Source organism: Microbacterium sp. NPDC077391, assembly GCF_040686955.1.
Taxonomy (GTDB): Bacteria; Actinomycetota; Actinomycetes; order Actinomycetales; family Microbacteriaceae; genus Microbacterium; species Microbacterium commune.
On the sequence record NZ_JBFBMI010000001.1, the window covers coordinates 1,125,714 to 1,148,434 of the forward strand.

The window sequence follows — 22,721 nt, forward strand, 5'->3', positions numbered from 1 at the left end:
TGAGGGGCGCGTGGGCGCCGCTACGCTGGAGACAGTGTCCGCGGCGACCCGTGCCGCAGACGAGCAGCGTCCCAAGGAGATTCATGTCGCGCGTCGTGAAGCTGGCCGTCATCCCCGGTGACGGCATCGGACGAGAGGTCATCGCCGAGGCTGAGCGGGTGCTCGACGCAGTCACCGCCGGCAGCGAGGTGACCTTCGAGAAGACGCCGTTCTCGCTCGGCGCCGACCGCTACCTCGCCACCGGCGACACGCTCACCGACGAGGATCTCGACGCGATCCGCGCGCACGACGCGATCCTGCTCGGTGCCGTCGGCGGCACGCCCGGCGATGAGCGGCTGAAGGATGCCAACATCGAGCGCGGCCTGCTGCTGAAGCTGCGCTTCGAGCTCGACCACTACGTGAACCTGCGCCCCTCGAAGCTGTTCCCTGGCGCATCCGGTCCACTGGCCGACCCGGGTGAGATCGACTTCGTCGTCGTGCGCGAGGGCACCGAGGGGCCCTACGTCGGCAACGGCGGCGCGATCCGCAAGGGCACGCCGCACGAGGTCGCCAACGAGACGAGCGTCAACACCGCATTCGGGGTGGAGCGCGTCGTCCGCTACGCGTTCGATCTCGCCGAGCGGCGACGCCAGAAGCTCACCCTGGTGCACAAGACCAACGTGCTCGTGCACGCCGGCGCGATCTGGAAGCGGATCGTCGATCAGGTGGCATCCGAGCACCCCGACGTCTCCGTCGACTACCTGCACGTCGACGCCGCCACCATCTTCCTCGTGACCGACCCGGCGCGCTTCGATGTGATCGTCACCGACAACCTCTTCGGCGACATCCTCACCGACCTCGCCGGTGCCGTCACCGGCGGCATCGGCCTCGCAGCCTCCGGCAACATCAACCCCGACGGCGCGTTCCCCTCGATGTTCGAGCCCGTGCACGGCTCGGCACCCGACATCGCCGGACAGCAGAAGGCCGATCCGACCGCAGCGATCCTGTCGGTCGCCCTGCTGCTCGACCACCTCGGCCTGCGCGACGAGGCCGCGCGTGTCCACCGGGCGGTCGAAGCCGACATCGCGAGCCGCGACGGCGCTCGCACCACCGTCGAGACGGGCGACGCGATCATCGCTCGTCTGCAGGCGTAATCTGAGAGCACGCGCGCATCGCCGCCGCATCCGACAGAGGACAGACATGACCGACACCGCCACCACGCCCAGCTCCGGCACCGCTGAGCTCACGTTCGCCGTGACGAAGAACCTCGCCGCCAAGAGCCCCGCTCAGCGCGACGAGATCCTGCAGAATCCGGGCTTCGGCACGAACTTCACCGACCACATGGTCGACATCTGCTGGTCTGAGAAGGGTGGCTGGCATCGCCCGCGCGTCCAGCCGTATGGTCCGATCTCGCTCGACCCGGCCGCCGCCGTGCTGCACTACGGGCAGGAGATCTTCGAGGGCATCAAGGCGTACCGGCACGCGGATGGCGCTGTGTACACGTTCCGTCCTGACCGCAACGCCGAACGCCTGCGCCGCAGCGCGCGCCGCCTGGCTCTGCCGGAGCTGCCGACGGAGTACTTCATCCAGTCGATCCGCGAGCTCATCGCCCTCGACGGCGCCTGGGTGCCGTCCGGAGCCGACCAGAGCCTGTACCTGCGCCCGTTCATGTTCGCCAAGGAGGCGTTCCTCGGCGTGCGCCCCGCGAAGAAGGTCGCCTATTACCTGATCGCGTCGCCCGCCGGGGCCTACTTCACCGGCGGCGTGAAGCCGGTGCGCATCTGGCTGTCGAAGACCTACGCACGTGCGGGCAAGGGCGGCACGGGCGCGGCCAAGACCGGTGGCAACTACGCCTCCAGCCTGCTGCCGCAGGCCGAGGCCTCGGCTCAGGGCTGCGACCAGGTCGTCTTCCTCGATCAGGACGGCAACGTCGAGGAGCTCGGCGGCATGAACGTCGTCTTCGTCTACAAGGACGGCCGGGTCGTCACGCCGCAGTCCGACAGCATCCTCGAGGGCATCACGCGCGACTCGCTGCTGCAGCTCGCCGAGGACCGCGGGCTGACGGTCGAGCGCCGTGCCGTCTCGCTCGATGAATGGCGTCAGGGCGTGGCATCCGGAGACATCGTCGAGGTGTTCGCGTGCGGCACGGCCGCCGTGGTCACACCCATCGGCGCTCTCGTGTCGGACGACTTCGAAGACCAGCAGCCCCTCGGCGAGCTGGCGCTGTCGCTGCGCGAGGAGCTGACCGACATCCAGTACGGCCGCCGTGAGGACAAGCACGGCTGGCTGGTGCGGGTCGGCTGACGTCCTCTCTCTTCCTTTTCTTCGCCGAGACCCCCACTTCGCGCCGACACCCCTACGTGGTGACGTGCGCAGGTGGGGGTGTCGGCATGAACAGGGGGTGTCGGCGAAGAGGTTCTTTCTGCACAGGGCGCCTCTGGCGCATTGCGGTGTGGAATAAGTCCATGCGGCACTCGGGGGTGCGCATCATGGAGCGATGCGTCGACGAATCGACATCGCTGAGGCAGATCGGATGCTGCTCACCCGCGAGCGCCTGCTGCAGGCTGGAGTCACCGTGCGGCAGCTGCGCGATGCCGTTGACGCGCGGAGCCTGCGCAGGGTTCACCGCGGATCCTACGTGCGGACGAAGGATTGGACCTCGCTCTGGTGGGAGGGACAGCACCTCCTGAAGGTGCTGGCGGTGAAGGCAGCGAGCACCGGAAGAGGACCGCTGTTCAGCCACGCCTCGGCAGCGGTGCTCTGGGGGCTGCCGATGTACCGGATGCGTGATCAACCAGTGCAGATCGTCATCGACGGGACGAGGCACAGTCGGGTGATCGCCGGAGTCGTGCGGCGCGACATGCGCCTCGATGACGAGGACATCGCCGAGGTAGAAGGCTTCCGCGTCACGTCGCTGATCCGCACGGCATTCGACGTCGCCCGCACAGCGGCGTTCGATACCGCGGTGAGCTGCGCCGACGCGGCCCTGCGCAGGCGCACCGTAAGCGGGCAGGTGGTGGATGCGGAAGCGGATGCCCTGTGGCGCACCCAAGCCCGACGACTCGCCCGCCCTGGCTTGCGGGGCGTGCGTCAAGGCCGAGAGGTCATCGAGTTCGCCGACGGGAGGGCGCAGCTGCCCGGCGAGAGCGTCAGCCGCGTGCGGCTGCACCAGCTGGGCTTCTCGAACTACGATCTGCAGGTTCCCATCACCGGGGCGCAGGGCGATCGGTATTGGGCGGACTTCGCCTTCCTGGGGACACGGCGGTTCGGCGAGTTCGATGGCAAGGACAAGTACCTCGATCCCGACCTTCGCACCGAGACTTCACCAGATGAAGCGGTGCTGGCCGAGAAGCAGCGAGAAGATGACATCCGAGGCGTCACCGGCTGGAGCTTCGCGCGTTGGGGATTCGAGCACATCCGCACACCCGACGCGCTCGGAGCGCGTCTCGCCGCGTTCGGCATCCGGCCGCCCGGCTGACGTGTGCGCTGTTCCTCGCTCGTGATCTCTCTCCGCGCGCTCTCCACGCCATGCCCCGGCACCCCCACTTCGCGCCCACGCCCCCACATGCGGACGTTCGTGCATGGGGGTGTCAGCGCGAACTAGGGGTGTCGGCGGGGGAAAGGACGGGGGAAGGGACGAGAGGAAGGCAGAGGGGCGGGGATAGGCTGACGGGGTGAAGATCGCGCGTTTCAGTCACAACGACGGCATCCGGTACGGCATCCTCGACGAGAGCGAGATCGTCGTGCTCGACGGCGACCCCATGTTCGCCGGCTACCAGCCGACGGGGGAGCGCGTGCCTGTGGCCGACGTCGCCCTGCTCGCCCCGGTGATCCCGCGCTCGAAGGTCGTCTGCGTCGGCCGCAACTACCACGACCACGCCGCGGAGTTCGGCAACGTCGCCCCCGAGGAGCCGCTGCTCTTCCTCAAGCCCAACACCGCCGTCGTCGGCCCCGGCGACAGCATCGTGCGCCCGGCGATCTCGGAGCGCACCGAGTTCGAGGGTGAGCTCGTCGCGGTGATCGGTCGCATCGCCAAGAACGTCAGCGCCGAGAACGCTCTCGACTACGTCTTCGGCTACACGATCGGCAACGACGTGACCGCGCGCGACCTGCAGCGCAAGGACGGCCAGTGGACGCGCGGCAAGGGCTTCGACACGTTCTGCCCGCTCGGCCCGATCATCGAGACCGAATTCGAGGCCGCCACCGCACGGATGGAGACTCGGGTAAACGGCGAGGTCCGCCAGCAGGCGCCGCTGACCGACATGATCCACTCGGTCGCCGACATCATCGCGTACGCCTCCGCCGCGTTCACCCTGCTCCCGGGGGACGTGATCATGACCGGCACCCCTGCGGGCGTGGGCGAAATCGTCGCCGGAGACAGCGTCGAGATCGAGATCAGTGGGATCGGCGTGCTGCGCAACCCCGTGCGCGACGCCTCGCCTGCCGCGTGAGCGCGGTGGGCACCGAGCCGATCGAAGACCTTCGCGCCGTCCAGCGCCGCACCGTCGGCGTGCTCGCCGCCGGGCAGGTGCTGGGCGGCATCGCGTTCGGCGCGACCGTCTCGCTCGGGGCCCTGCTCGCTGCCGACCTCTCGGGCGATGATGCGCTCTCGGGCCTCGCGACCGCGTCGGTCACCCTGGGCGCCGCCGCTTTCGCGATCCCGCTGGCCCGCTTCGCCGCGCGCCGCGGCCGCCGGATGTCGCTGACCGCGGGCAACCTGCTCGCCCTCATCGGCATCGGCATCGTCATCACCGCAGCCGCGCTGCGCTTCTTCCCGTTGCTCCTGGTCGGGATCATCATGATCGGCATGGGCAACGCCGGCAACCTGCAGTCGCGTTTCGCCGCCACCGATCTCGCCGCCCCCGAGCATCGGGGCCGCGATCTGTCGATCGTGGTCTGGTCGACCACGGTCGGCGGGGTCACCGGTCCGCTGCTGCTGCCGCTCGGCGAAGAGGTCGGCGCGCTGATCGGGATGCCCCCGCTCACCGGCTCGTACCTCTTCTCGCTCGTTGCGCAGGCGGCCGCGCTGGTGCTGTACGTGATCGCGCTCCGCCCGGATCCGCTGCTGACCGCCATGCGCCTGGCGGGATCGGCATCCAGAGGCGCGGTGCTCGGCGCCGACATCGACCGTCCCGTCGTGGCGCGATACGCGATCTTCGCCGTCTCCGGTTCGCACGCCGTGATGGCGTCGGTGATGGCCATGACGCCGATCCACCTCAAGCACATGGCCGACGGCGGCGGCCACGGGTCGACGCAGGAGGTAACACTGCTGGTCGGGGTGACGATCGCGCTGCACGTCGCCGGCATGTATGGTCTCTCGCCGCTGTTCGGGATCTTCGCCGATCGCTGGGGCCGCATCCGGGTCGTGCTGCTCGGGCAGGTCGTTCTCACCGCATCCCTGCTCACGGCGATCTTCGCCGGTGAGCATCCGGCGGGCGTGATGGTCGCGCTGATCCTGCTCGGACTGGGCTGGAGCGCGGCGACCGTCGCCGGCGCGGCACTGCTGACCGAATCGTCGACGGTGCTCATGCGCCCGCGGCGGCAGGGTGTCAGCGACTCGCTGATGAGCCTCACCGCGGCCGTCGGCGCTGCAGGCGCGGGGATCGTGCTCACCGAGGTCGGCTACGGCGGCCTCGCCACCGTCGCGCTCGTTCTCGTGATCGCCATCACCGCACTCTCGCCGTTCGGCCGCATCCGCGACACGGCCTGAGCCGGGGCCGAGCATCCGCCACAGATAGACTCGAGGGGATATGGCTACCGTGCATCCCCTCACCACCACCGCCACCGGATCCGATGTCCGCGTGCGCTTCTGCCCCTCGCCGACCGGCCTGCCGCACGTCGGCATGGTGCGCACGGCACTCTACAACTGGGCGTACGCCCGCCACAACGGCGGCAAGCTGATCTTCCGCATCGAAGACACCGATGCCGCGCGTGACAGCGAGGAGAGCTTCCGCCAGCTGGTCGACGCGCTCACCTGGATGAAGATCGACTGGGACGAGGGCGTCGAGGTCGGCGGCCCGCACGCGCCCTACCGCCAGTCCGAGCGGCACGACATCTACCGCGGCGTGATCGAAAAGCTGCTGGCGACCGGCGCGCTGTACGAGAGCTATTCGACGGCGGAGGAGATCGACGCCCGCAACGAGGCGAACGGTCGCGCGAAGCAGCTCGGCTATGACAACTTCGACCGCGACCTCACCGACGAGCAGAAGGCCGCCTTCCGCGCCGAGGGGCGTCAGCCGGCGCTGCGGCTGCGCGTGCCCGACGAAGACCTCACCTACGTCGACCTCATCCGCGGCGAGGTCACCTTCCCCGCCGGCTCCTTCCCCGACTTCGTCGTCGTGCGCCCCAACGGCGTGCCGCTGTACACCTTCGTGAACCCCGTCGACGATGCGCTGATGGGCATCACCCACGTGCTGCGCGGCGAGGACCTCATGCCGTCGACCGCCCGCCAGCTCGCGCTGTACGACGCGCTGATCGAGGCCGGCGTCACCACCTTCGTGCCGCGCTTCGCGCACATGCCGCTCGTGCTCGGCGAGACCGGCAACAAGAAGCTCTCCAAGCGCGACCCGCAGGCCGATCTCTTCCTGCACCGCGAACGCGGCTTCATCCACGAGGGGCTGCTGAACTACCTGGCGCTGCTCGGCTGGTCGATCGCCGCCGACCGCGACGTGTTCTCGCTCGACGAGTTCATCGCCGCGTTCGACATCGCCGACGTCAACCCGAACCCGGCGCGTTTCGACCAGAAGAAGGCCGAGTCGATCAACGGCGACCACATCCGCATGCTCGACGAGAAGGACTTCGCCGAGCGGATGCTGCCGTACCTCGCCGCCGCTGACGTCTTCGGCGGCGAGCCGACGCACGAGCAGATCGTGCTGGCCTTCCGTGCCGCGCCGCTCGTGCAGGAGCGCATGCAGCTGCTGGGCGAGTCGGCCGGCATGCTCGGCTTCCTCTTCACCGACAACGTCTCGTACGAGGCCGACGCTCTCAAGGGTCTGCCGGCGAACGCCGCGGAGGTGCTCGCCGCTTGCATCGTCGCTCTCGAGCCGGTCGAGGACTTCACCCCGGATGCCATTCAGGCGGCGCTCTCGGCGAAGCTCGTCGACGAACTCGGCCTCAAGCCCCGCGTCGCCTACGGTCCGCCCCGGGTGGCCCTGACGGGACGACGCGTGTCCCCGCCGCTGTTCGAGTCGATGGAGCTGCTGGGCAAGGACGAGTCGCTGCGGCGGCTGCGTCTTCTCGCCGACTTCCTGGCGTGAGAGCGCAGGCCGCGCCGGATGCCGTGATGCCGGCCGCCGAGACGGACGTGATCCTCGGTGATCTCGGTGTCCTGCTGCTCGAGTGCGGCACGTCGGTGACCGACGTGCGCGGATCGCTCGAGCAGGTGAGCCGTCGCGCGGCGCCCGAGACGACTCTGGAGTTCGCGATCCTGCCGGAGATGGTGATGGTCAGCCGCCCTGGTGCGGCGTCGGCGACCACGACGGTGATCGGCAAGGGCGAGGCGCTCACGTTCCGTCAGTCCGCTCGCGCCAGCAGACTGGTGCGCGACCTCGAGTCGGGGACGGTGCCACTGGCATCCGCACCCGCGCGCATGGCCGCGATCCGCGCTACCCCGCGGCGGATGCCGGGTCTGCAGAGCGTCATCGGATGCGGTCTGCTCTCGATATCGCTGGCCGTGCTGTTCCGCTGTCCGTGGTGGGCGGCCGTGCTCGCCTTCGTCGTGGGCCTGCTGGTGGGTGCGCTGACCATGCTGATGATGCGGGTGCGCGCTGCGGCCGCAGTGGCGCCGTTCGTCTCGTCGTTCCTGTCGACGCTGCTCGTCGGGGTCGTCGCGAACGCTCTCGATCTCGGGCCCGTGCCTCTGTTCGCGGTGTGCGCACCGGTCGCCATCCTCGTTCCCGGTGCTCTGATCACCAACGCCCTGCTCGAGTTGACCTCGACCGACATCGTGACCGGCGCATCCCGACTGATGTACGGACTCATCATGCTGGCGTTCATGGCCGCCGGCCTGTATGCCGGCGCCGCGCTGACGGGGCTTCGCATCGACTCGGCATCGGCTGCGCTGGTCGGCGATGCCGTGCAGCTGTCGAACGAGAGTGCGGGGTGGGGTGCGCTGCCCCCGTTGTGGACCGCGTGGGGCGCCGTCGTCGTCCTGGCCGTCGGCATCGGCCTGGCGTTCGGGTCGGGCTTCCGCCTGACTCTCGTCTGCATCATGGCGATGACCGGCACGTACGCCGTGCTGGCTGTGTTCAGTCCGCTGGTCGGCAGCGTGGTCGCGATCGGGATCGCGGCAGCCGTGCTGTTCGTCGCCGCCCGCGTGCTCGAGCGCGTGATGCTCGCGGTTCCGGCCACCGTGTCGTTCCAGCCGGCGTTTCTGCTGCTCGTGCCCGGCACCGTGGGTCTGGTGTCGCTGGCGAGCTTCGACGCGCAGGCGCTGGCCTCAGCTCCGATGATGTTCCTCAGCCTGTGCATCGGCACGAAGGTCGGCGCTCTGCTGGCGGATCTCGCGCGCATCACACGATCGACGGTGTTCCTGCGGTGGACGAAACCGGCCCGGATGGGGGAGCTGTGATCGAGGCGGACGCGCCACGCCCGGGTATCCGGCGTCGATTCGCCATCTGCGGGCGGCTCGGGTAAGCTTGACTCTCGGTGCGAGGCTCCGGTTTCGCCCTTGGGGTATGGTGTAATTGGCAACACGGCTGATTCTGGTTCAGTTGTTCTTGGTTCGAGTCCAGGTACCCCAGCCACACGAACGTTACTCGAACCATGGTCAAATGAACTGGCCATGGTTCGTTTGTTCTCCGACCTCCCTGCTCTTGAGCGGGGAGGTTTTGTGGTTCTTGGCGTCTGTTCGGCACTGGCGGCATCTTGTCGGCTGTGGACCTCCCGGATGCCGCGGTTCGCATCGTTGCGTTCGCCGGTGATCTGGATCTTGTTGTCCTCTACACGGACGATCAGTTTGCTGAAGTACGCAGTCAGAAGGTCGCGGCGGACGGTGTCTGAGGCCCGCTGATAGAGGTTGCCCGGCTCGCCAAGCAGGTCGATGTACGCCAGCGCGGTGTCCGCTCCATACTGGAGGCGATCAAGCGTGACGTCGAGCTTCTCTCTGATGGCTTCCGTCTGAAGGGTCGTCCTCTCGATCCGCTCGCGAATCTTGGCGATGGGCAGCGTGCCAGTCGCGGCGAGTTCGATCAATCGTTCTTCCTGCGCCTCGAGCTTCCGGAGCTGCTTCGTCAACTGAGCTTTCGTGTCGCGGTCCGAAGCGAGCAGATTGTTGATGGCGTCGGTGACGCTTGCCCTCATCCCGTTGATGGTGTCAGGCGCGAGCCGTTCAGCGGCCACTACGGGCATGACTTCGCCCTCGATCTGCTCGACCCTTAGCCACGGCGTCGGGCACTGCTTGCGCTGGCGTCCGGCGCAGACTAGGTACTCGTACGTGCCGCCATTCCCTGCGTTCTGGCTGTAGACCATGCGACTCTGTCGACCGGCGTCAAGGCACGCGCCGCAGTAGAGCTTGCCCTTGAGGTAATGAAAGTGGATGATGTCGCGATCGCCCTTGCGGTTGCGGTGGTCGAGCACTTCCTGCACCTTCAAGAATGTCTCCTTCGAGACAAGGGCTTCGTGCCGTCCGACGTAGAGCTTGCCCTTGTAGCGGATGACGCCCGTGTAGTACGGGTTGCGAAGTATGAGCGCCAGCCGACTACGGCTGACCGCTTGGGCTGGCCGCGACGGCGATGGGCGTGTAGTGAGGCCGCGCTCGTCGAGCATGTCGTTGAGTTGACTGATCGAGTACCGCCCGGTGGCATACTGCTCGAACGCCCAGGTGACGAGCGGCGCTCGCTCGTAGTCGACATCGATGGTGTTCACCAGTCGGCCACTGAACTCTTTGCGCACGTTCAGGTAGCCGAGCTTCGCGCGGCCGACGGTGCCGCCTTGCTCCACCTTGTGGGCCATCTTCACCTTGACGTCCTCGCCGTTCATGCGGACTTGGACTTCATTCATAATGTCGGTGATGGCTTCCATGGCATCGGCCATGTACCCCTCGCCGAACTCCTCCTTGGCCGAGATGAGCCGGACGCCTTTCTCGAGGAGTTGGCGTTTCGTGATCGCGGCGTCGGTGAAGTTTCGGAAGACGCGGGAGCGCATGTAGATGACGACCAACCTCACCTCGGGGTGGTCATCGACGTAGCGCAACAGCTTCTTGAACTCCGCGCGTTTGGAGATCGTCTGTGCCGACTGCCCTGGCTCAAGGAACTCTTTCGCGACAGTCGCTCCGAGCTCACGCACCTTTCGCAGTGCCTCGACGCGCTGCGTTGCAATGCTGTTTCCGTCTTCGTCGATGTCTGCAGCAGTGTGCAACTGCCTCGGCGTCGAGACGCGCAGGTAGATGACGGCTTGCGCAACGGCGAGTTTGCCATCCTCGCCGGCGATGGTCGTCGGCGAAGCCAGTAGATGTTCGAGTCCGTCGAGGGAGTTGGCGGGTGCCGACGAATCGACTGGACCCGCAATTTCTAGGGTCATGGGTGGGTTACCTCCGTTTTGGTCCTCCGGATTAACCCTCTCTTCGGCCGAGAAGTCCAGTCCTTCTTGCCCTTCCACAGGAGGTTCAGGGAGGCGCACGGGGGTGGCGTCGGCGATGTAGTTTTCACCTCGTTCAGCGGCGTTCGGCATGACGTTCCTCCTCTCGTGTGGCTAGGTTCAATGCAGGCGGGTCAGCGTGACTTCGTCGACTATCCGGTCTCGGTTTCGGTCACTGCTCGCCCCGCGTCGTACCGCTCTTGGGCGAGACGCAACAGCGCTCGCCCCAAGTGGTGGACATCGATCTGGTCACGTCGCTCGGGCGTGAGGTGGATCCTGCGGTTCGTTTGGAGACCACCACCTTTCCGCGGGGGAGAGCGGCGGCTACTTGTTGAAGACATAGGTGCGTCCCTTCCACTCGATGAGGTCGTAGCCTTCGCGGACGTGATCTTCGATGAGGCCGTAGTCGATCGCGACGGCGTTGTCGGGGAGCGATCGTGATTCGGTAGCCTCGTAGATCGTGAGCTCGAGTCTGTCAACCTCGGCCAGGTCGCGCACCGCGTCCTCGAGGAACGGATAGGCATTGACGTAGCTCTCGTGGAAGCTCTCCATGATGTTGTCGGTCCCGACGCTTACGTCTGGGAGCATGAGGAACGCCTGCAGGGCTTCGTCTTCCGACAGGCGGAGGTCTGTGAGCAGTTCAATCAGGCCGTCTTCTTCGCCGCTGTCCCAGGTGGCCGGCACGTTCACCGTGAAGTACTCGCCGCCGACGCGAATGCTGGCCTGAACGAGCAGTTGATCCAGCTTCGGCGGTTGGTGTTCGTTCATGAATTGGCGGCCGCTGCCGGTGTTCTCGCGCTGCACGAGGTATGTGCCGAGCCAGTCGATCCACTCCTTGACTTCGGCGGGGGTGTCCGGGTCGCCGTAGAGGTCGAGGTACTCATCGCGAAGCGTCAGGTACTGCCCTTCGCCATTTCGTCCGAACTCGGCAAGGGCCGATTCCCGACCGTAGGCGCGTCCGATGACGTGGGCGATGCAACGGGCCGTCTCGTTGCTGATCTCGTGGCGTTCAGCCTGAGCGGTAGCGATGCCGTCGACGATGTACTGGGCGAACCGTCGAGTGGTGACTTCTAGGCGTCGAAAGTCCGGGATCGTGCGATCTCCGGCTACTCGTGCTTCAGGTGCCAGCTGCGGTTCGTGTTCGTTCATGATCGGTCTCCCGCGGTTGCGAGGATGTAGCGCCCGAGCGCGTCGACCCAGGCTTCTTGCTCGAAGGGCACGCGGAGGCTGTTGAGTTCAGTGAGTGCCGCCTCGGGGCGGAGTTCTCCTGCGCCGGCGAATCGGCACAGGGCGGTATCAGCGCCGCCGTGGACGCTCCCGGCGATGAGCCGCGCGAGCGTTTCGGAGCGAGCTTCGGGGTCCATGGCAAGGCCGAGCTCGATGAGCTGTCGTGCCTTGTCGGACTGGTCCGCCGTAGCAGTGGTGAATGTTGATGAGTTCATGGAGTTCCTCCTTTCGGATTAGTAGTGGTGCGTGCCGAGGGTTGCTCGGGCAGTGCGTAGGGAGCGAGGTGCGCAAGCGCCTGGTCGGTAGTCGTGATCCAGAACAGGTCGGCGTCGAGATCGCGCGCGGCTTGGATGGCGTCGGCGATCATGCGAGCGCGCTTGGTGGTCGGGACAAGCCAGACGACGGCTGGGAAGAGCCCGCGCTGTGCTTGTTCGGTGCCGGTGCGGAAGTAGCGCTGGTAGACCCGGCACTTGCGGATCACGGCCGGGAGGTGCTCGGTGCCGAGGTCGACCTCGACGAACGAGTGGGTCTCGGTGTCCGGGTCGGCGGTGACGACGGATAGGTCGGGCTTGAGGGTCGCTTCGCCGGTCGCGGTGGCGAACGGACGCCAGCAGCGCGGTTCCGTTTCGAGGTCGATGAGTTCGAAACTGGTGGCTCCGGCGTGTTCGCGTAACGTGACTGCGATGTCGGCGACGGCGAGCGTGTGGGTGGCGAACGGTCGCCCGGGCTCCAGATACTGGGTGCGATCGGTGTCGCCTCGCCGTAGTCGCAGGTATCTTTCGCCGGAGTATCCGAGCTGCCAGATGGTGAGCGCGGAGCCGTGTTCTACGCCGCCGATGCGTCGCTCGAGTCGGGAGACGGCCTTGAGCCCTTCGAGTCGCGTCAGGATACGGGTGGTGCCGCGAGTAGCGGCGCTGACGGTGACGTGCTCACCGAACGGCGCTGCGGGCAGGTGCAGGCGCTGGATCTGCCGCGTGGTGAGGAGCCGGAGATGTTCCAGGTCGTCGAGTATCCGGATATCCCTCGCCGTGAGATGTAAGCCGAGATCGCGCTTGAATCCAGGGGTCATGATGCCGCCCCCAGGGCTGGACCGGCATCCGCTGCGAAGCAGCGGGAGTCCCTTGCTGAAACGAGCGGAATGAGCCGAAACACGGGGCGATGAGGCGGTGGGTGTTCCTGGTGAAGCGAACGCCGACCGGAACACCGACAGGAATGCGGCCGCCACTTCTTATGGAAACGAATCGTGGGAATCATGTCTGCCTCGCCTTCTGGTGCGACCGTCGCAGCGATGGCTCCCTGTCTGCTTGGCTGGACACATTCGGAACGGACGTTGTCGGGACCGGCGCGGTAAGGTTCGTCGGTCGTGCGCCGTATTGTTCGCGGCTGGCGTCGCGGATGAGGTCCGCGGCACTACTGGCGGGTGGGGGCGGGAGGACGGCAGCCGAGCACCACTCGGTCGGCGTGGAGCCCGCGACGAGGCGGGCGTAGACGTGGTGCTTCGGCAACGTTTCGAAGTCAGTGGCGGTGAGTGCGGGTGCGCGCTTTGCCATGTCGTGGGCGTCGTCGGTGTCGAGGGCGAAGCAAACTTTGGAGCGGGCGTTGGCGTCGAGGCCGCTGCGCATCTGATCGGGCAATTGCTTCCGGTATTGGTGAGCGACGTGCAGGCCGACGCCGTAGGAGCGGAACACGCTCATGGCGTTCTCGACGCTAGTGGGCAGGTGGAGGTAGTTCTGGACTTCGTCGATGAAGATCATGCCGGGGCGCTTCATTGGCTCTTTCTCCGCTGCCCGCTCGGTGGTGGCGAGGAAGAGTTCCGCGACGATGAGGCTGCCGAGCAGCTTGGAGGCGCCTTCGCCGAGGAGGGCGTCGTTGAGTGGCACCAGCACGGTCTTCTTCTCGCGGAAGATGTCGCGGAGCCGGAAGCGCGGCTGGGCCTGCCCGAGGACGCGAACCAGCGGCTTTCGCATCACGATCTTGCGGAGTTTATTGAGTGGCGAGGCGATCACGGCGGCACGCTGCGCGGGGCGCATGTCTTCGAACTCGGCCCAGAACGCGGCCAGTGTGGCGTCGTCTTGCACGGCGGCGATGACGGGTCGGCGGAAGGCCGCGTCGGTGAGCAGCGTGGGCAAGTCGATTAGCGTGTACGGCACGGCTCGCTTCTGTCCGGCTCTGGCGAGGGACAGGAGCGCTCCTTGGACAAGATATTCGGTGCGCGGTCCCCAGCCTTCGTGGAAGACAGCACCGAGCGCGGCGAGGATGCCGTCGACGACGATGTCGGGATCGCGATCGCCGACGTCGAGCGGGTTGAACCCGACCGGTGCTTCCGTCTCGGTGGCGTCGAGGACGACGATCTGCCCTGCCGCTGTGGCAGGTGCCGTATCGAGGATGCGATCCACCAGCTGCTTCTTCGGTTCGATGACGCAGCAAGCGCGTCTCGCTGCGACATCCGACAGGATCAGGTGCTCGAGCAGTGTCGACTTTCCTGACCCGGTCGGGCCGATGGCGACGAGATGCTGCATGCGACTCTCGGTATCGAGGCCAACACGCCGCTCTGGGCCGGGCGCGGTGCCGATAGCGAAGACAGATTCGGTCCGGCTGACGATCTCGGGCACAGGCAGCATCCGCGGATGCACGGCGGGAACGCCCGGGTACGGATGGTCGCCGAGCGGCCAGCCGAGTAGCGGGATGAGTTCGGTGGTGGTCAGACGCAGCTTCGTCCCGGGGCCGGCCTGCCCGTTCTTCCACCGCGCGGCGGTGTCGCGGACGAGGGAGAAGCGGACTCCGGGGCTTTCCAACGGTTGCAGGGCACCGAACATCTCCCAAGTGAGGGCATGACGGCGCTTCACGCTCTCAGCGGTGACGCCGATGCGGAGCGTGACGTCGAAGCGGGCCTGGGCAGCATGCGTGTGCAGCCGTTTGCGGGTGTCCGTCGATGCGGGGCGAACGCCGTCCAGGAGCATCGAGCCCAGCGGTTGCAGCGGGTCGGGCGGCGTGGCGCGCAGCGATTGCGGACGGTGGGCGCGGCCAACGATCAGTTGGATACCAAGGACTTCGGTGCCGCGCCGGGCAGCCAACGCCTGGTACAGACCGGCCAGAATCCGCTCTGGATCGACTTCGGCCAGTGGGAGCCCACCAGGGCGGGCGGTGACGCGGCTGACAGCCGCCACGTCCGGGCGCGTGGCGGCCTCGAACCCGACCCCGGGCACCAGACCTGTAAGGAGGCGCTTCAGGCGCTGAACGCCCGTTGGCGCACATCCCAGCACGGGGACGACCCCCTCGGCACTGGTGACAACCTCGAGGGAGATCGGACGCGGGATGTCGCTACTGACGAGGCGGGTCAGCAGTCCGTCGAGCATCTGAGTTTCGAGGGGACGCGGCAAGTAGAGACGGGTGAAGACGAAGGCATCAGGCATGACCGGCCTCCTCTTCTCGCTGCGCTGCTGCCCGGGCGTCCGCTTGCGCGGCGGCTTCCAGTCGTGCCTGCTCCAGGCCAGCGGCGGTGATGATTTTCGCGACCTGTTCGGGGCGCAGGTCATGGTTGAGTTCGGAGAACACCCACACGCGGCGTCCGGAGTTCTTGCGGTAGCGGCGGCGTGGGCCGCGGGCATGACTACTCATGCGTGAACCTCCTTCCCACCCCTGCTTTGGTTCGCGTGACGGTCGCGGAAGGACGTTCGGATGGCTCGCAGGCATAAGCCGGAGGAGCACATTTCGCCCTGTTATGAACGTGAAAGACTGGATTGTCAAGCGTTTTGCGGGGTCGTTGTCCATTCCGCAACGACTTCACAGAGGCGAACGTGCTCATGCTTTTCATCGCCCACCCCACCAGTAGCGGTAGGCGTAGACCGCGGCACACAAGACGAGCACGATCACGCTTACCAGCAGGATCCAGCCCCAAAATCGGGCCAGAAGCTCCAGTGCGACCCAGAGCGCGAGAATGCCGCCGAGGATGAGTAGGCAGGCGCGGAAGAACCGCTGCGTGATCGGTGGTGGCGTCGACTCGCCCATCAGTCATCACCTACTCCTTCTGCTTGCGCAGTCGTCGAAAGCGTCGCTCGCTTCGAGTACGCAGGTACGGGATATCCAGGGATGAAGACATCGCTTCCACCGGGCGCTTCTTGGCCCCAGATGCTCCAATCAGCGTGGCTGTTGGGTCTCTGTCTGGCGAACAACTCCAAATAGGGGCCATCGAGGACGCGCTCGACGAGCGGGATCATCTCCTCGGGCTTGTGGGAGTGGTCCTGGCGCGGGAACAGGAGGGTCGAGCGCTGGCCGCGAAACTTGAACGGCGCCTTGCCTCGGATCCCGTGGAGCAGGATCTCGTGGCTGCCGCGGAAGTAGTTCCCGAGTCCCATGTAGTACTTGTCCCAGACGGCGTTGGTCTTGTATTCAAAGCCCCATGCCTTCATCACCTCCAGCGCCCCGGGCAGGGCGGCGTTGGTCGTCCACAGAAGCAGGGTGGCGTTGTCGGCGGCGAGGTTAGCCACTGGCATCCGCTTGATGCGGCTGAGCGTCATCAGGTCGTACTTGCCCTGCGCGCCGCGAGCTCCCTTCTGCTGGATGTCCCAGGGCGGGTCGGCGTAGATCACCGCGAAGCGCTGCGGCTTCCCCTTCGGGTTCCTCGGCGTCTGGCTTTCGGTGTTGATGATGTCGGTCATGTCGAAGTGCTCCTCTCTCCAGCCCGCACGATCGGCGGGCGGTGGCGATGACTGGTTATGCGCCCTGCGGCGCACGCCGTCAATGTTCTGGTCGTCGTCGTTGCGAAAACCACAACGACGAAATCGGTTGCCGTTTGGGTGGGAGGCACCCGGAGAATGGTCCGGGTGCCTCCCGTGGCACTACTCGTTGTCCGGCTTCTCGGGGTAGCGGAGATAGGCGTGGACGCCTTCTGCTCCTTCCACCAGGAAGACGCGATCTGCGAGTACAGCTTCGGCACGCTCCTCATCGAGGGTGAGAAGCCAGTGATACTCCCGATCCACGTCGGCGAAGAGTTCGTCGCGCGGCGGCAGGATCGCGAAGTGCTCGAGGAGCTCTTCCAGGGCTTCGCTTCGGTCGCGATACGTGGTGATGTAGAAGCGCAGCCAGAGGCCTTCAAGCTCATCTGGCCCGCTCGGTACCGCCCCGTTCGCGATCGCCTGCGCGAGCCCGAAGAAGCACTCGCCGTACTTCTGTATGCCTGCGCGCAGTTGCGATGCGACCTCGTCGTCCGAGGTGAGCCGGTGCAGCTCTCGCAGGTCTCTCAGCATCAGGGTGCTGATCGTGGCGTCGAACTGTTCGTCGCTCATCTCGTTGGTAGTGGTTGTGGTCATGGTCTTCCCTCCTTTCAGGGTGAGTTGCTTACCGGGCTGCCCATTTCGGGAGTGCCCGTCTATGGGGTCGAGTCGAGGGGCGGCCTGGTCGGCTCCCTCGCCCGCGACTGGCGCAGCGAGGAGCGCCGGGCACCACGCCGGCCGGTCGTGAGCGAGTGCATCAGCGCAGCAGCGGCAAGCCCAGGCGGGCTGTCGGTGGCGATACGCGTGATCGTGGCGTTCGGGAGCCCCATCAGCCGGGCGGGCGGATTGGCGTTGAGCGCGACGGCATGAATCTGTCCCGGGAATTGCGCCATCTCCTCGAACGGTTGGGCGATGTTGAGATCGGTGAGCTCGAAGTCCGAGAAGATCGTGCAGCGGTTGATGCCGCTGTACTCCCGAGCCAGTCGGGTCGCTGCGCTCATTGCTGGAGCGAGCGCGCTCGACCCGCCCGAGCCCGGGGGATCCACTAGCGCCGCGAGCACTTGATCGCGACCCGACGCGCGGTCGAGCTGGTGCGGGCCTTCGACAGTGACGTGCGGGTAGTCGAAGTGCAGCACAGCGACCTGCTGGCGGGCGGACGTCGTCCACTGCGACAGCATCTGCACGGCACGGCGAGCTTCCACATACCGGTTTCCAACGGGGTCGTTGCCGTTGCTCGCGCGCAGCGACCACGAGTCGTCGAAGATGAGGATGTCGAGGCAGGGGTCGAGCGGGTCAAGGCCTGGCCAGCGCAGGCGTACTTCCCGTGCGGGTGTTGCCGCGGTACTGAGCGTGCCGCTCGGGTGAAGCCCAGATCGGTGCATGAGCGAGGTCACGGCCGCCCCTCCTCACGTCGGGGCGTCTGACCGCCGATGCGGGCTGCACCGGGTCCGTGACCGGCGTGACTTGGGTTGCGTCGCAGGATGCCCCACTTCAGTGCCCGGATGCGGCGTTCAGCGGCCTCTCCGCGTGTGAGGTGTTCGAGCATGAGGCTGTCGGCTTCGGCGTCCGCCCCGGCCGCTGCCTGTAGGGCCGGGTGTGCGCTGAGGGTGAGGTGCTTGCTCGCTGCCCGGTCGTAGTCTGCCTCCGCGTGGTCGAGGAGATCAGCGACTTCATCAGCTCCGGCGTACGAGATCAGGAACGAGCCTCCGGCGACTGCTAGGGCGATGCCGCCGAACACGATGCCGATGAAGGGGTCGTCCACGGCCGAGCGCAGCGCCGCGATCCCGATTCCGATCACGCCTGCGGTCCCTGCCGCGACCGCCAGCATGCGCTTGACCGCTCCACCCGTCGGTTCGATGAACAGGTGCGGGAACTCCTGCTGCGCCTCGGACGGTTCGGAGACGGCCCGATGGCGTTGGCGGCGCTGCTCGCGGTCGCGTACGTCGACCCCTATCAGGCCGGCGGCGACAGTAGCAACGGCGGCGCTGGCAGCGAGGCTGATCGCGATCACCGGCAGCTCGCCCAGCCAGATCGCGGCGGTCCCGAACCCAGCGACATCGCCACACAGCAGCCCCGCCTTGCCAAGCTGGTACCAGACCTTCGTGTCTCGGGCGCGGCGACGGAACGGGCTGAGTACGGTGCTTGTGCGCAGCATCCGTTCCCGCGCATGGTCGACGACGGCGCGGTTCGCGCTCACCAGCGCCCCCGCCTCGGTCGCGGTGCCCTGGAGCTTCGCAGCTTCGATACCCGCACTGCGGGCAGCACCTTCAGCCGATGCCGACCACAGGTGGCGCTGCTCTTCCTGGAGCTCGTCGTACTCGTCTTCGACCCAGAGATGCCCGATCCCCTCGGGGCGAGCGAAGACCAGCGCCTGCTCGGCATGTGGGATCGTCACGCGGGACGCCGCATCCTCGGCGTCTTCCGCCACGACGAGCGGATCGAGGGGCATGGGAGTCATCGTGGTCACCGTCCTTCGGTGGAGACGTGGCACCGGGCAGCATGAGTGTTCTGGCAGACCTGCTCCCAGAACGCGGTGAGATTGGTGATCACCGAGGACGAAAGCTCACCGGCACCCTGCTTCCCGATCCCGACGATCGACACGTCCGCGCCCGACAGCTCAGGCACTGGTTGTTGATCTGCGAGCGCCCGAGCAGCATCCGCATCCGGGACGGCGGTCGGGTCGGCGCCGATCGTGTTGACCCCATCGGTGACCAGTACGTTGACCAACGCGTGCTCCGGGTAGAGGGCATTGGCCTGCTGCAGGAGCGTCAGCATTCCCAGCGGGTCCGATCCATTGCCGGTCATGTTCATGAGCGCTGCGTCGTAGTGTTCCGAGATCGTGGTCGTCGTCTGGTCCGCGAGCTTGCCGGCCTTTCGCAGCCGGGCATTCTCCGTGGGCGCCTCCACCAGAAGGTCGCCGTCGTAGAGCATCACGGTCGCACCGGTCGACGATGCGAACGTGAATACTCGGACATGACCACCGCAGAGCGCCGCGCGCCGCACCTCCGCAGCGACGGTGTCCATGGTGGCGGCTTTCACAAGGTCGGACTGGAACGATCCCGACACATCGAGGCCGACGGTCGATGCCACCGGATTCGACGGACAGGACGCTACGATCTGCTGATCCGCCCCGGCGCTGCCGTGCGAGCCGGTGCAGGATGCGAGCGCCAGGCCCGAGGTGAGAAGAAGAGCCGCGCCGAGGGCGCGACCGCGTACGGTGGAAAGAGTCATCAGAATGCTCCTGATTCATTTCGCGATGGGTGGGATGGTTTTGGCGACGGAGAGGGCTTCGTTGGCGCGAAGCCCTCTCGCTGTATGACGGCCGATTCGACAGTCCCGAGTCCGGTTGGACGGTTCGGTCTGAGTTGCTGTTGGTGAAGTTGTTCTGCTTCTAGATTCGGTGCGGAGCGTTCTCGCGTCACTGACACGAAACTGACACGCTGATCGGTATGAACGATGACCCACTGCGCATTGAGCTTCTGCGAGAGCTCCGCGCGTTGCGCCGCTCGCCCCAGCCGCTCGGGATCGACCAGATCGCTGGCTCCGCACACTTGGTTGAGGTCGTGGGTAATGGCAGCGTCGAGCAAGCCCACACCACGCTCCTCGACGTCTTCGATCAGCAGCGCCACCTCGGTGACAGCGACGTGCTCACCTTCTATGCGAGTTGTGGGCTCGAGACGCCGGGGTCGACTCTGAATGCCCGGCTGGCGTACCTTGCAGCAGCCGGGTTCGTTGATGAGCGGACGGTACTGCGACATTCGAATGCAGGAGCCAACAAGCTCAGCGCGATCTTGCGGGATATGTCGTTGATGTACCGGCCGCTCGGGCGAATCAACCTCGTTCAACGGCAGGACTCTGTCGCCTGCCAGGTATCGATTCGCCTCCCCGGTCACTCGAAGTACCGGCAACCTGACGTCTACGTCAACGGTGGCGAGAAGCGCCAAGAACTCGACTGGGCGCTCGCTCCGGATCCACGAGATCCGGCATGGTTAGTCGCAGCGGAGACCTTCGAAGCGTCCTTGCGGGTAACAACGGCGACCGAGAGGTACGTGCCGATCTTCTCGGTCGCCGTGTACTGGTTGATGCCGGTCTGGGCATCGTGGGCGACCGCGATGGAACTCTCCGATTCGCGTTTGTCGACAGTGCTGTCCGTCACCCGCAACTACCGTGCCGAAGTCGCTCTCTACTTTGACGTCGAACGCGATGTCCACAAATGAAATAGAGCCCGCTCGAAGGAGTGGAACTCTACTTCAAGCGGGCTACCCGGAGATCACCTGGATCTCTTCCTGGTTGGGGTCGGGTGTCGAGATGACCTGCCACAGAAACATGGCGTCAAAATCGCTGTCCACCCAGATCCGAACGCGAATGATCGCTGTGGTGGAGGAATACCCAGACGGCATTATCCACCCCGTGAACATCCAGTCCGGAGCCTCGAAGCATCCCGGTGACGTGGTGCCAGCCTCAGATCCATACGGTGCGTAGACGGGGCGCGCGTGGTCCAGCACCACCGGAAGACGAACGCCGTCGTCCTCTCCCGTGAGAAACACCGGGATCGGCGTCGAGTACGTCGAAGCGAACAGTGACGCCTGCGCCTGCTCGGCAGTGAAGCAGGACGAGTACTCATGCACCGGCTCGCCGGGCTCGAACCCCTTGTTACGCAGCGACCGCTGAAACGAAGCGTCGTGATCAGATCTGGCCGTGCCGTCATTCTTGTCGTCGGTCATGGCCGACTCCTTCCGTTGAGAGTGTGGATGAGTCCTCGTCACCAGGGCGGTCGCGAAAACTCGACACTCTCTCAACACCAAGAAGGCCTCCTTGGTTTAACACCGCTGCCGAATCTTGGCAAGCACAAGCACCATCCCTCAGGGGCGAGTACGGCATCATGGGAACGTGAAGGACGACCCGCTCCGCCGCGAGCTCTATCAGGAGCTGCGTCAGGTTCGCCGCAGGTCAGGGCCCTTCGGCATCGAGCGCACAGCCACGTCCGAATTCCTCACTGACGTTGTTGGGCGCGGCAGTATCGAACGTGCCTACGGTGCGCTCATCGATGCGCTCGTCCGCCACGGCGCTGACCCTGAGAGCGATATTCGCGCCTACTTCGATACCAGCGGATTCCAGACTGACGGCGACACACTCGACCAGCGGCTCAAGGCGTACGCGGCCGCTCACCACGTCGAGCAGCGAACCTCGCTGCGACGAAGCGACCGCGGCGCGGAGAAACTCAGCTACATCCTGCGCGACACCCTCACCATCGAGCGGCCATGGGGCAAGATCGCGATCAGCGAGGTCGACGGGTTGGTGATAGCAGGCGTCCAAGTCGACGTTTTACACAATGCCCAGTGGCGCATCCCGCACGTCCACATCAACGATGTCTTCCAAGACGGATGCGAATGGGAACTACACGACTCGCCAACTAGCGAGTTCTTCGCGACCGCGAAGGAGAATTTCTACAACATCCCCCTTCGACCGCCTGAGAAACCTGGTGACGACGACCTCAAGATCCAAGTCTTTTGGGTCATGCCTGTCTGGCCGATCTGGGTCGTGTCTACCGGCCTGACGACCCCAGGTCTGATGTCGTCCTTTATCACCGAACGGAACTCGGGAGCAACGATTACGCTGTCGCGGACTGCCCGGAGTCGACTCATGCATTACGGGGACGCTTATGAAGTCCGTCAAGGCCCGACGACGCGCACGACAAGCCGAGCGTCGACGAGTTCTTCAACCGCGACTCGAATGTCCTCGACGTCTTCGATGGCGTCCTCGTAGGGATTGATCGGTTGTCCCTGGCCAGTGAGCACCAGGGCGTAGAGCCCTTTCGCGATGAGTGACAAGCGCGGGTCATCAAGCACCGCGTACGGAATCGCGGTGTCCTCGGCATTCTCGCTCACAGCACGCGGGCCGGTGGCGGCGATCCAGTCCTCGTTCGTTGGCATCAGGTCTATCTCCAAACGTCGCGCATGAGGTTGTCGAAGAACGCATCGCCGCCAACTGGCGGTGGTGCCGGAGCTGGAGGAGTTGGCGGTGCGCTAGTGGCATTCAAGTAGGCCAGCACTCGCTCGGCGTGCGTGTCCTTGCTCTTGATGCGGACTCCTTCGGCTCGCAACATCGCCTGGAAGCGTTCCTTGCGAGCGGCTGACGGCGCTCACTGAAATTCCTCGGTTCTGCTCATCGAAATTCCCCACTCTGGGTCGCTCCGCCGCATGAGGCGGGCCTTCCTCGATGCTGGTG

General features: G+C 66.0%; 21 protein-coding genes, 1 tRNA gene and 1 pseudogene. 10 read left to right on the forward strand and 13 right to left on the reverse strand.

Annotation, left to right across the window (positions count from 1 at the left end; all coding sequences use genetic code 11):
• Nucleotides 1–83 precede the first annotated feature (83 nt).
• The 8 genes from AB0O65_RS05185 to AB0O65_RS05220 all read left to right on the forward strand — a co-directional run bounded on the left by AB0O65_RS05185 (nucleotide 84) and on the right by AB0O65_RS05220 (nucleotide 8,723).
• On the forward strand, nucleotides 84–1,133 hold the full coding sequence (locus tag AB0O65_RS05185; RefSeq protein ID WP_363383453.1) for a 3-isopropylmalate dehydrogenase: 1,050 nt from the start codon (nucleotides 84–86) through the stop codon (nucleotides 1,131–1,133).
• A 46-nt stretch (nucleotides 1,134–1,179) separates the two neighbouring features.
• A complete protein-coding gene (locus tag AB0O65_RS05190) occupies nucleotides 1,180–2,283 on the forward strand; it encodes a branched-chain amino acid aminotransferase (RefSeq protein ID WP_363383454.1) in 1,104 nt (367 codons plus the stop codon).
• Nucleotides 2,284–2,476: 193 nt separating this feature from the next.
• Complete coding sequence (locus AB0O65_RS05195) at nucleotides 2,477–3,457, forward strand: hypothetical protein (RefSeq protein WP_313480800.1); 981 nt, start codon at nucleotides 2,477–2,479, stop codon at nucleotides 3,455–3,457.
• Between the two features lie 196 nt (nucleotides 3,458–3,653).
• Nucleotides 3,654–4,430, forward strand: coding sequence for a fumarylacetoacetate hydrolase family protein (locus AB0O65_RS05200; RefSeq protein ID WP_363383457.1), 777 nt, complete (start codon nucleotides 3,654–3,656; stop codon nucleotides 4,428–4,430).
• A complete protein-coding gene (locus AB0O65_RS05205) occupies nucleotides 4,427–5,689 on the forward strand; it encodes an MFS transporter (RefSeq protein ID WP_363383459.1) in 1,263 nt (420 codons plus the stop codon). Before AB0O65_RS05200 ends, AB0O65_RS05205 begins: the two co-directional genes overlap by 4 nt.
• 40 nt (nucleotides 5,690–5,729) lie before the next feature.
• A complete protein-coding gene (gltX, locus tag AB0O65_RS05210; protein WP_363383461.1) occupies nucleotides 5,730–7,235 on the forward strand; it encodes a glutamate--tRNA ligase in 1,506 nt (501 codons plus the stop codon).
• Nucleotides 7,232–8,548, forward strand: a complete 1,317-nt coding sequence (locus AB0O65_RS05215; protein WP_218161803.1) for a threonine/serine exporter family protein — start codon at nucleotides 7,232–7,234, stop codon at nucleotides 8,546–8,548. Before gltX ends, AB0O65_RS05215 begins: the two co-directional genes overlap by 4 nt.
• A gap of 100 nt (nucleotides 8,549–8,648) precedes the next feature.
• Nucleotides 8,649–8,723, forward strand: a tRNA-Gln gene (locus tag AB0O65_RS05220).
• Between the two features lie 880 nt (nucleotides 8,724–9,603).
• Here the strand turns inward: AB0O65_RS05220 and AB0O65_RS05225 are convergent.
• The 12 genes and pseudogenes from AB0O65_RS05225 to AB0O65_RS05280 all read right to left on the reverse strand — a co-directional run.
• Nucleotides 9,604–10,647 (reverse strand): annotated as a pseudogene (locus AB0O65_RS05225) (recombinase family protein); the annotation flags it as partial.
• A gap of 231 nt (nucleotides 10,648–10,878) precedes the next feature.
• Nucleotides 10,879–11,703, reverse strand: a complete 825-nt coding sequence (locus AB0O65_RS05230; protein WP_363383463.1) for a hypothetical protein — start codon at nucleotides 11,701–11,703, stop codon at nucleotides 10,879–10,881.
• Entirely contained in the window at nucleotides 11,700–11,996 is a 297-nt protein-coding gene (locus AB0O65_RS05235; RefSeq protein WP_363383465.1) for a hypothetical protein, read from the reverse strand. Before AB0O65_RS05235 ends, AB0O65_RS05230 begins: the two co-directional genes overlap by 4 nt.
• Entirely contained in the window at nucleotides 11,993–12,850 is an 858-nt protein-coding gene (locus AB0O65_RS05240) for a replication-relaxation family protein (protein WP_363383467.1), read from the reverse strand. Before AB0O65_RS05240 ends, AB0O65_RS05235 begins: the two co-directional genes overlap by 4 nt.
• Before the next feature lie 181 nt (nucleotides 12,851–13,031).
• Entirely contained in the window at nucleotides 13,032–15,194 is a 2,163-nt protein-coding gene (locus tag AB0O65_RS05245) for a type IV secretory system conjugative DNA transfer family protein (protein WP_363383469.1), read from the reverse strand.
• The gene (locus tag AB0O65_RS05250; RefSeq protein WP_363383471.1) at nucleotides 15,187–15,399 is read right to left on the reverse strand and encodes a hypothetical protein; all 213 of its coding nucleotides are present in this window, start codon (nucleotides 15,397–15,399) and stop codon (nucleotides 15,187–15,189) included. The genes AB0O65_RS05245 and AB0O65_RS05250 overlap by 8 nt, the downstream gene beginning before the upstream one ends.
• A gap of 192 nt (nucleotides 15,400–15,591) precedes the next feature.
• Nucleotides 15,592–15,789: a hypothetical protein gene (locus AB0O65_RS05255; protein WP_363383473.1), complete on the reverse strand. Its 198-nt coding sequence runs from the start codon at nucleotides 15,787–15,789 to the stop codon at nucleotides 15,592–15,594.
• Nucleotides 15,789–16,439: an MT-A70 family methyltransferase gene (locus AB0O65_RS05260; RefSeq protein WP_363383475.1), complete on the reverse strand. Its 651-nt coding sequence runs from the start codon at nucleotides 16,437–16,439 to the stop codon at nucleotides 15,789–15,791. Before AB0O65_RS05260 ends, AB0O65_RS05255 begins: the two co-directional genes overlap by 1 nt.
• A gap of 180 nt (nucleotides 16,440–16,619) precedes the next feature.
• A complete protein-coding gene (locus AB0O65_RS05265) occupies nucleotides 16,620–17,090 on the reverse strand; it encodes a hypothetical protein (RefSeq protein WP_363383477.1) in 471 nt (156 codons plus the stop codon).
• A 59-nt stretch (nucleotides 17,091–17,149) separates the two neighbouring features.
• The gene (locus AB0O65_RS05270) at nucleotides 17,150–17,887 is read right to left on the reverse strand and encodes a hypothetical protein (RefSeq protein WP_363383479.1); all 738 of its coding nucleotides are present in this window, start codon (nucleotides 17,885–17,887) and stop codon (nucleotides 17,150–17,152) included.
• Entirely contained in the window at nucleotides 17,884–18,951 is a 1,068-nt protein-coding gene (locus AB0O65_RS05275; RefSeq protein ID WP_363383481.1) for a hypothetical protein, read from the reverse strand. Before AB0O65_RS05275 ends, AB0O65_RS05270 begins: the two co-directional genes overlap by 4 nt.
• Before the next feature lie 5 nt (nucleotides 18,952–18,956).
• Nucleotides 18,957–19,724 (reverse strand): hypothetical protein, encoded by a 768-nt coding sequence (locus tag AB0O65_RS05280; protein WP_363383483.1) that lies wholly within the window; start codon nucleotides 19,722–19,724, stop codon nucleotides 18,957–18,959.
• Nucleotides 19,725–19,942: 218 nt separating this feature from the next.
• Here AB0O65_RS05280 and AB0O65_RS05285 point away from each other — a divergent pair, with 218 nt between their 5' ends.
• A complete protein-coding gene (locus tag AB0O65_RS05285; RefSeq protein ID WP_363383485.1) occupies nucleotides 19,943–20,710 on the forward strand; it encodes a hypothetical protein in 768 nt (255 codons plus the stop codon).
• A 42-nt stretch (nucleotides 20,711–20,752) separates the two neighbouring features.
• On the opposite strand, the gene AB0O65_RS05290 is transcribed toward AB0O65_RS05285, so the two are convergent.
• Nucleotides 20,753–21,217 (reverse strand): hypothetical protein, encoded by a 465-nt coding sequence (locus tag AB0O65_RS05290; protein WP_363383487.1) that lies wholly within the window; start codon nucleotides 21,215–21,217, stop codon nucleotides 20,753–20,755.
• A gap of 166 nt (nucleotides 21,218–21,383) precedes the next feature.
• Between AB0O65_RS05290 and AB0O65_RS05295 the strand changes: the two genes are divergently transcribed.
• Entirely contained in the window at nucleotides 21,384–22,259 is an 876-nt protein-coding gene (locus tag AB0O65_RS05295) for a hypothetical protein (protein ID WP_363383489.1), read from the forward strand.
• The last annotated feature ends 462 nt before the right edge of the window (nucleotides 22,260–22,721 follow it).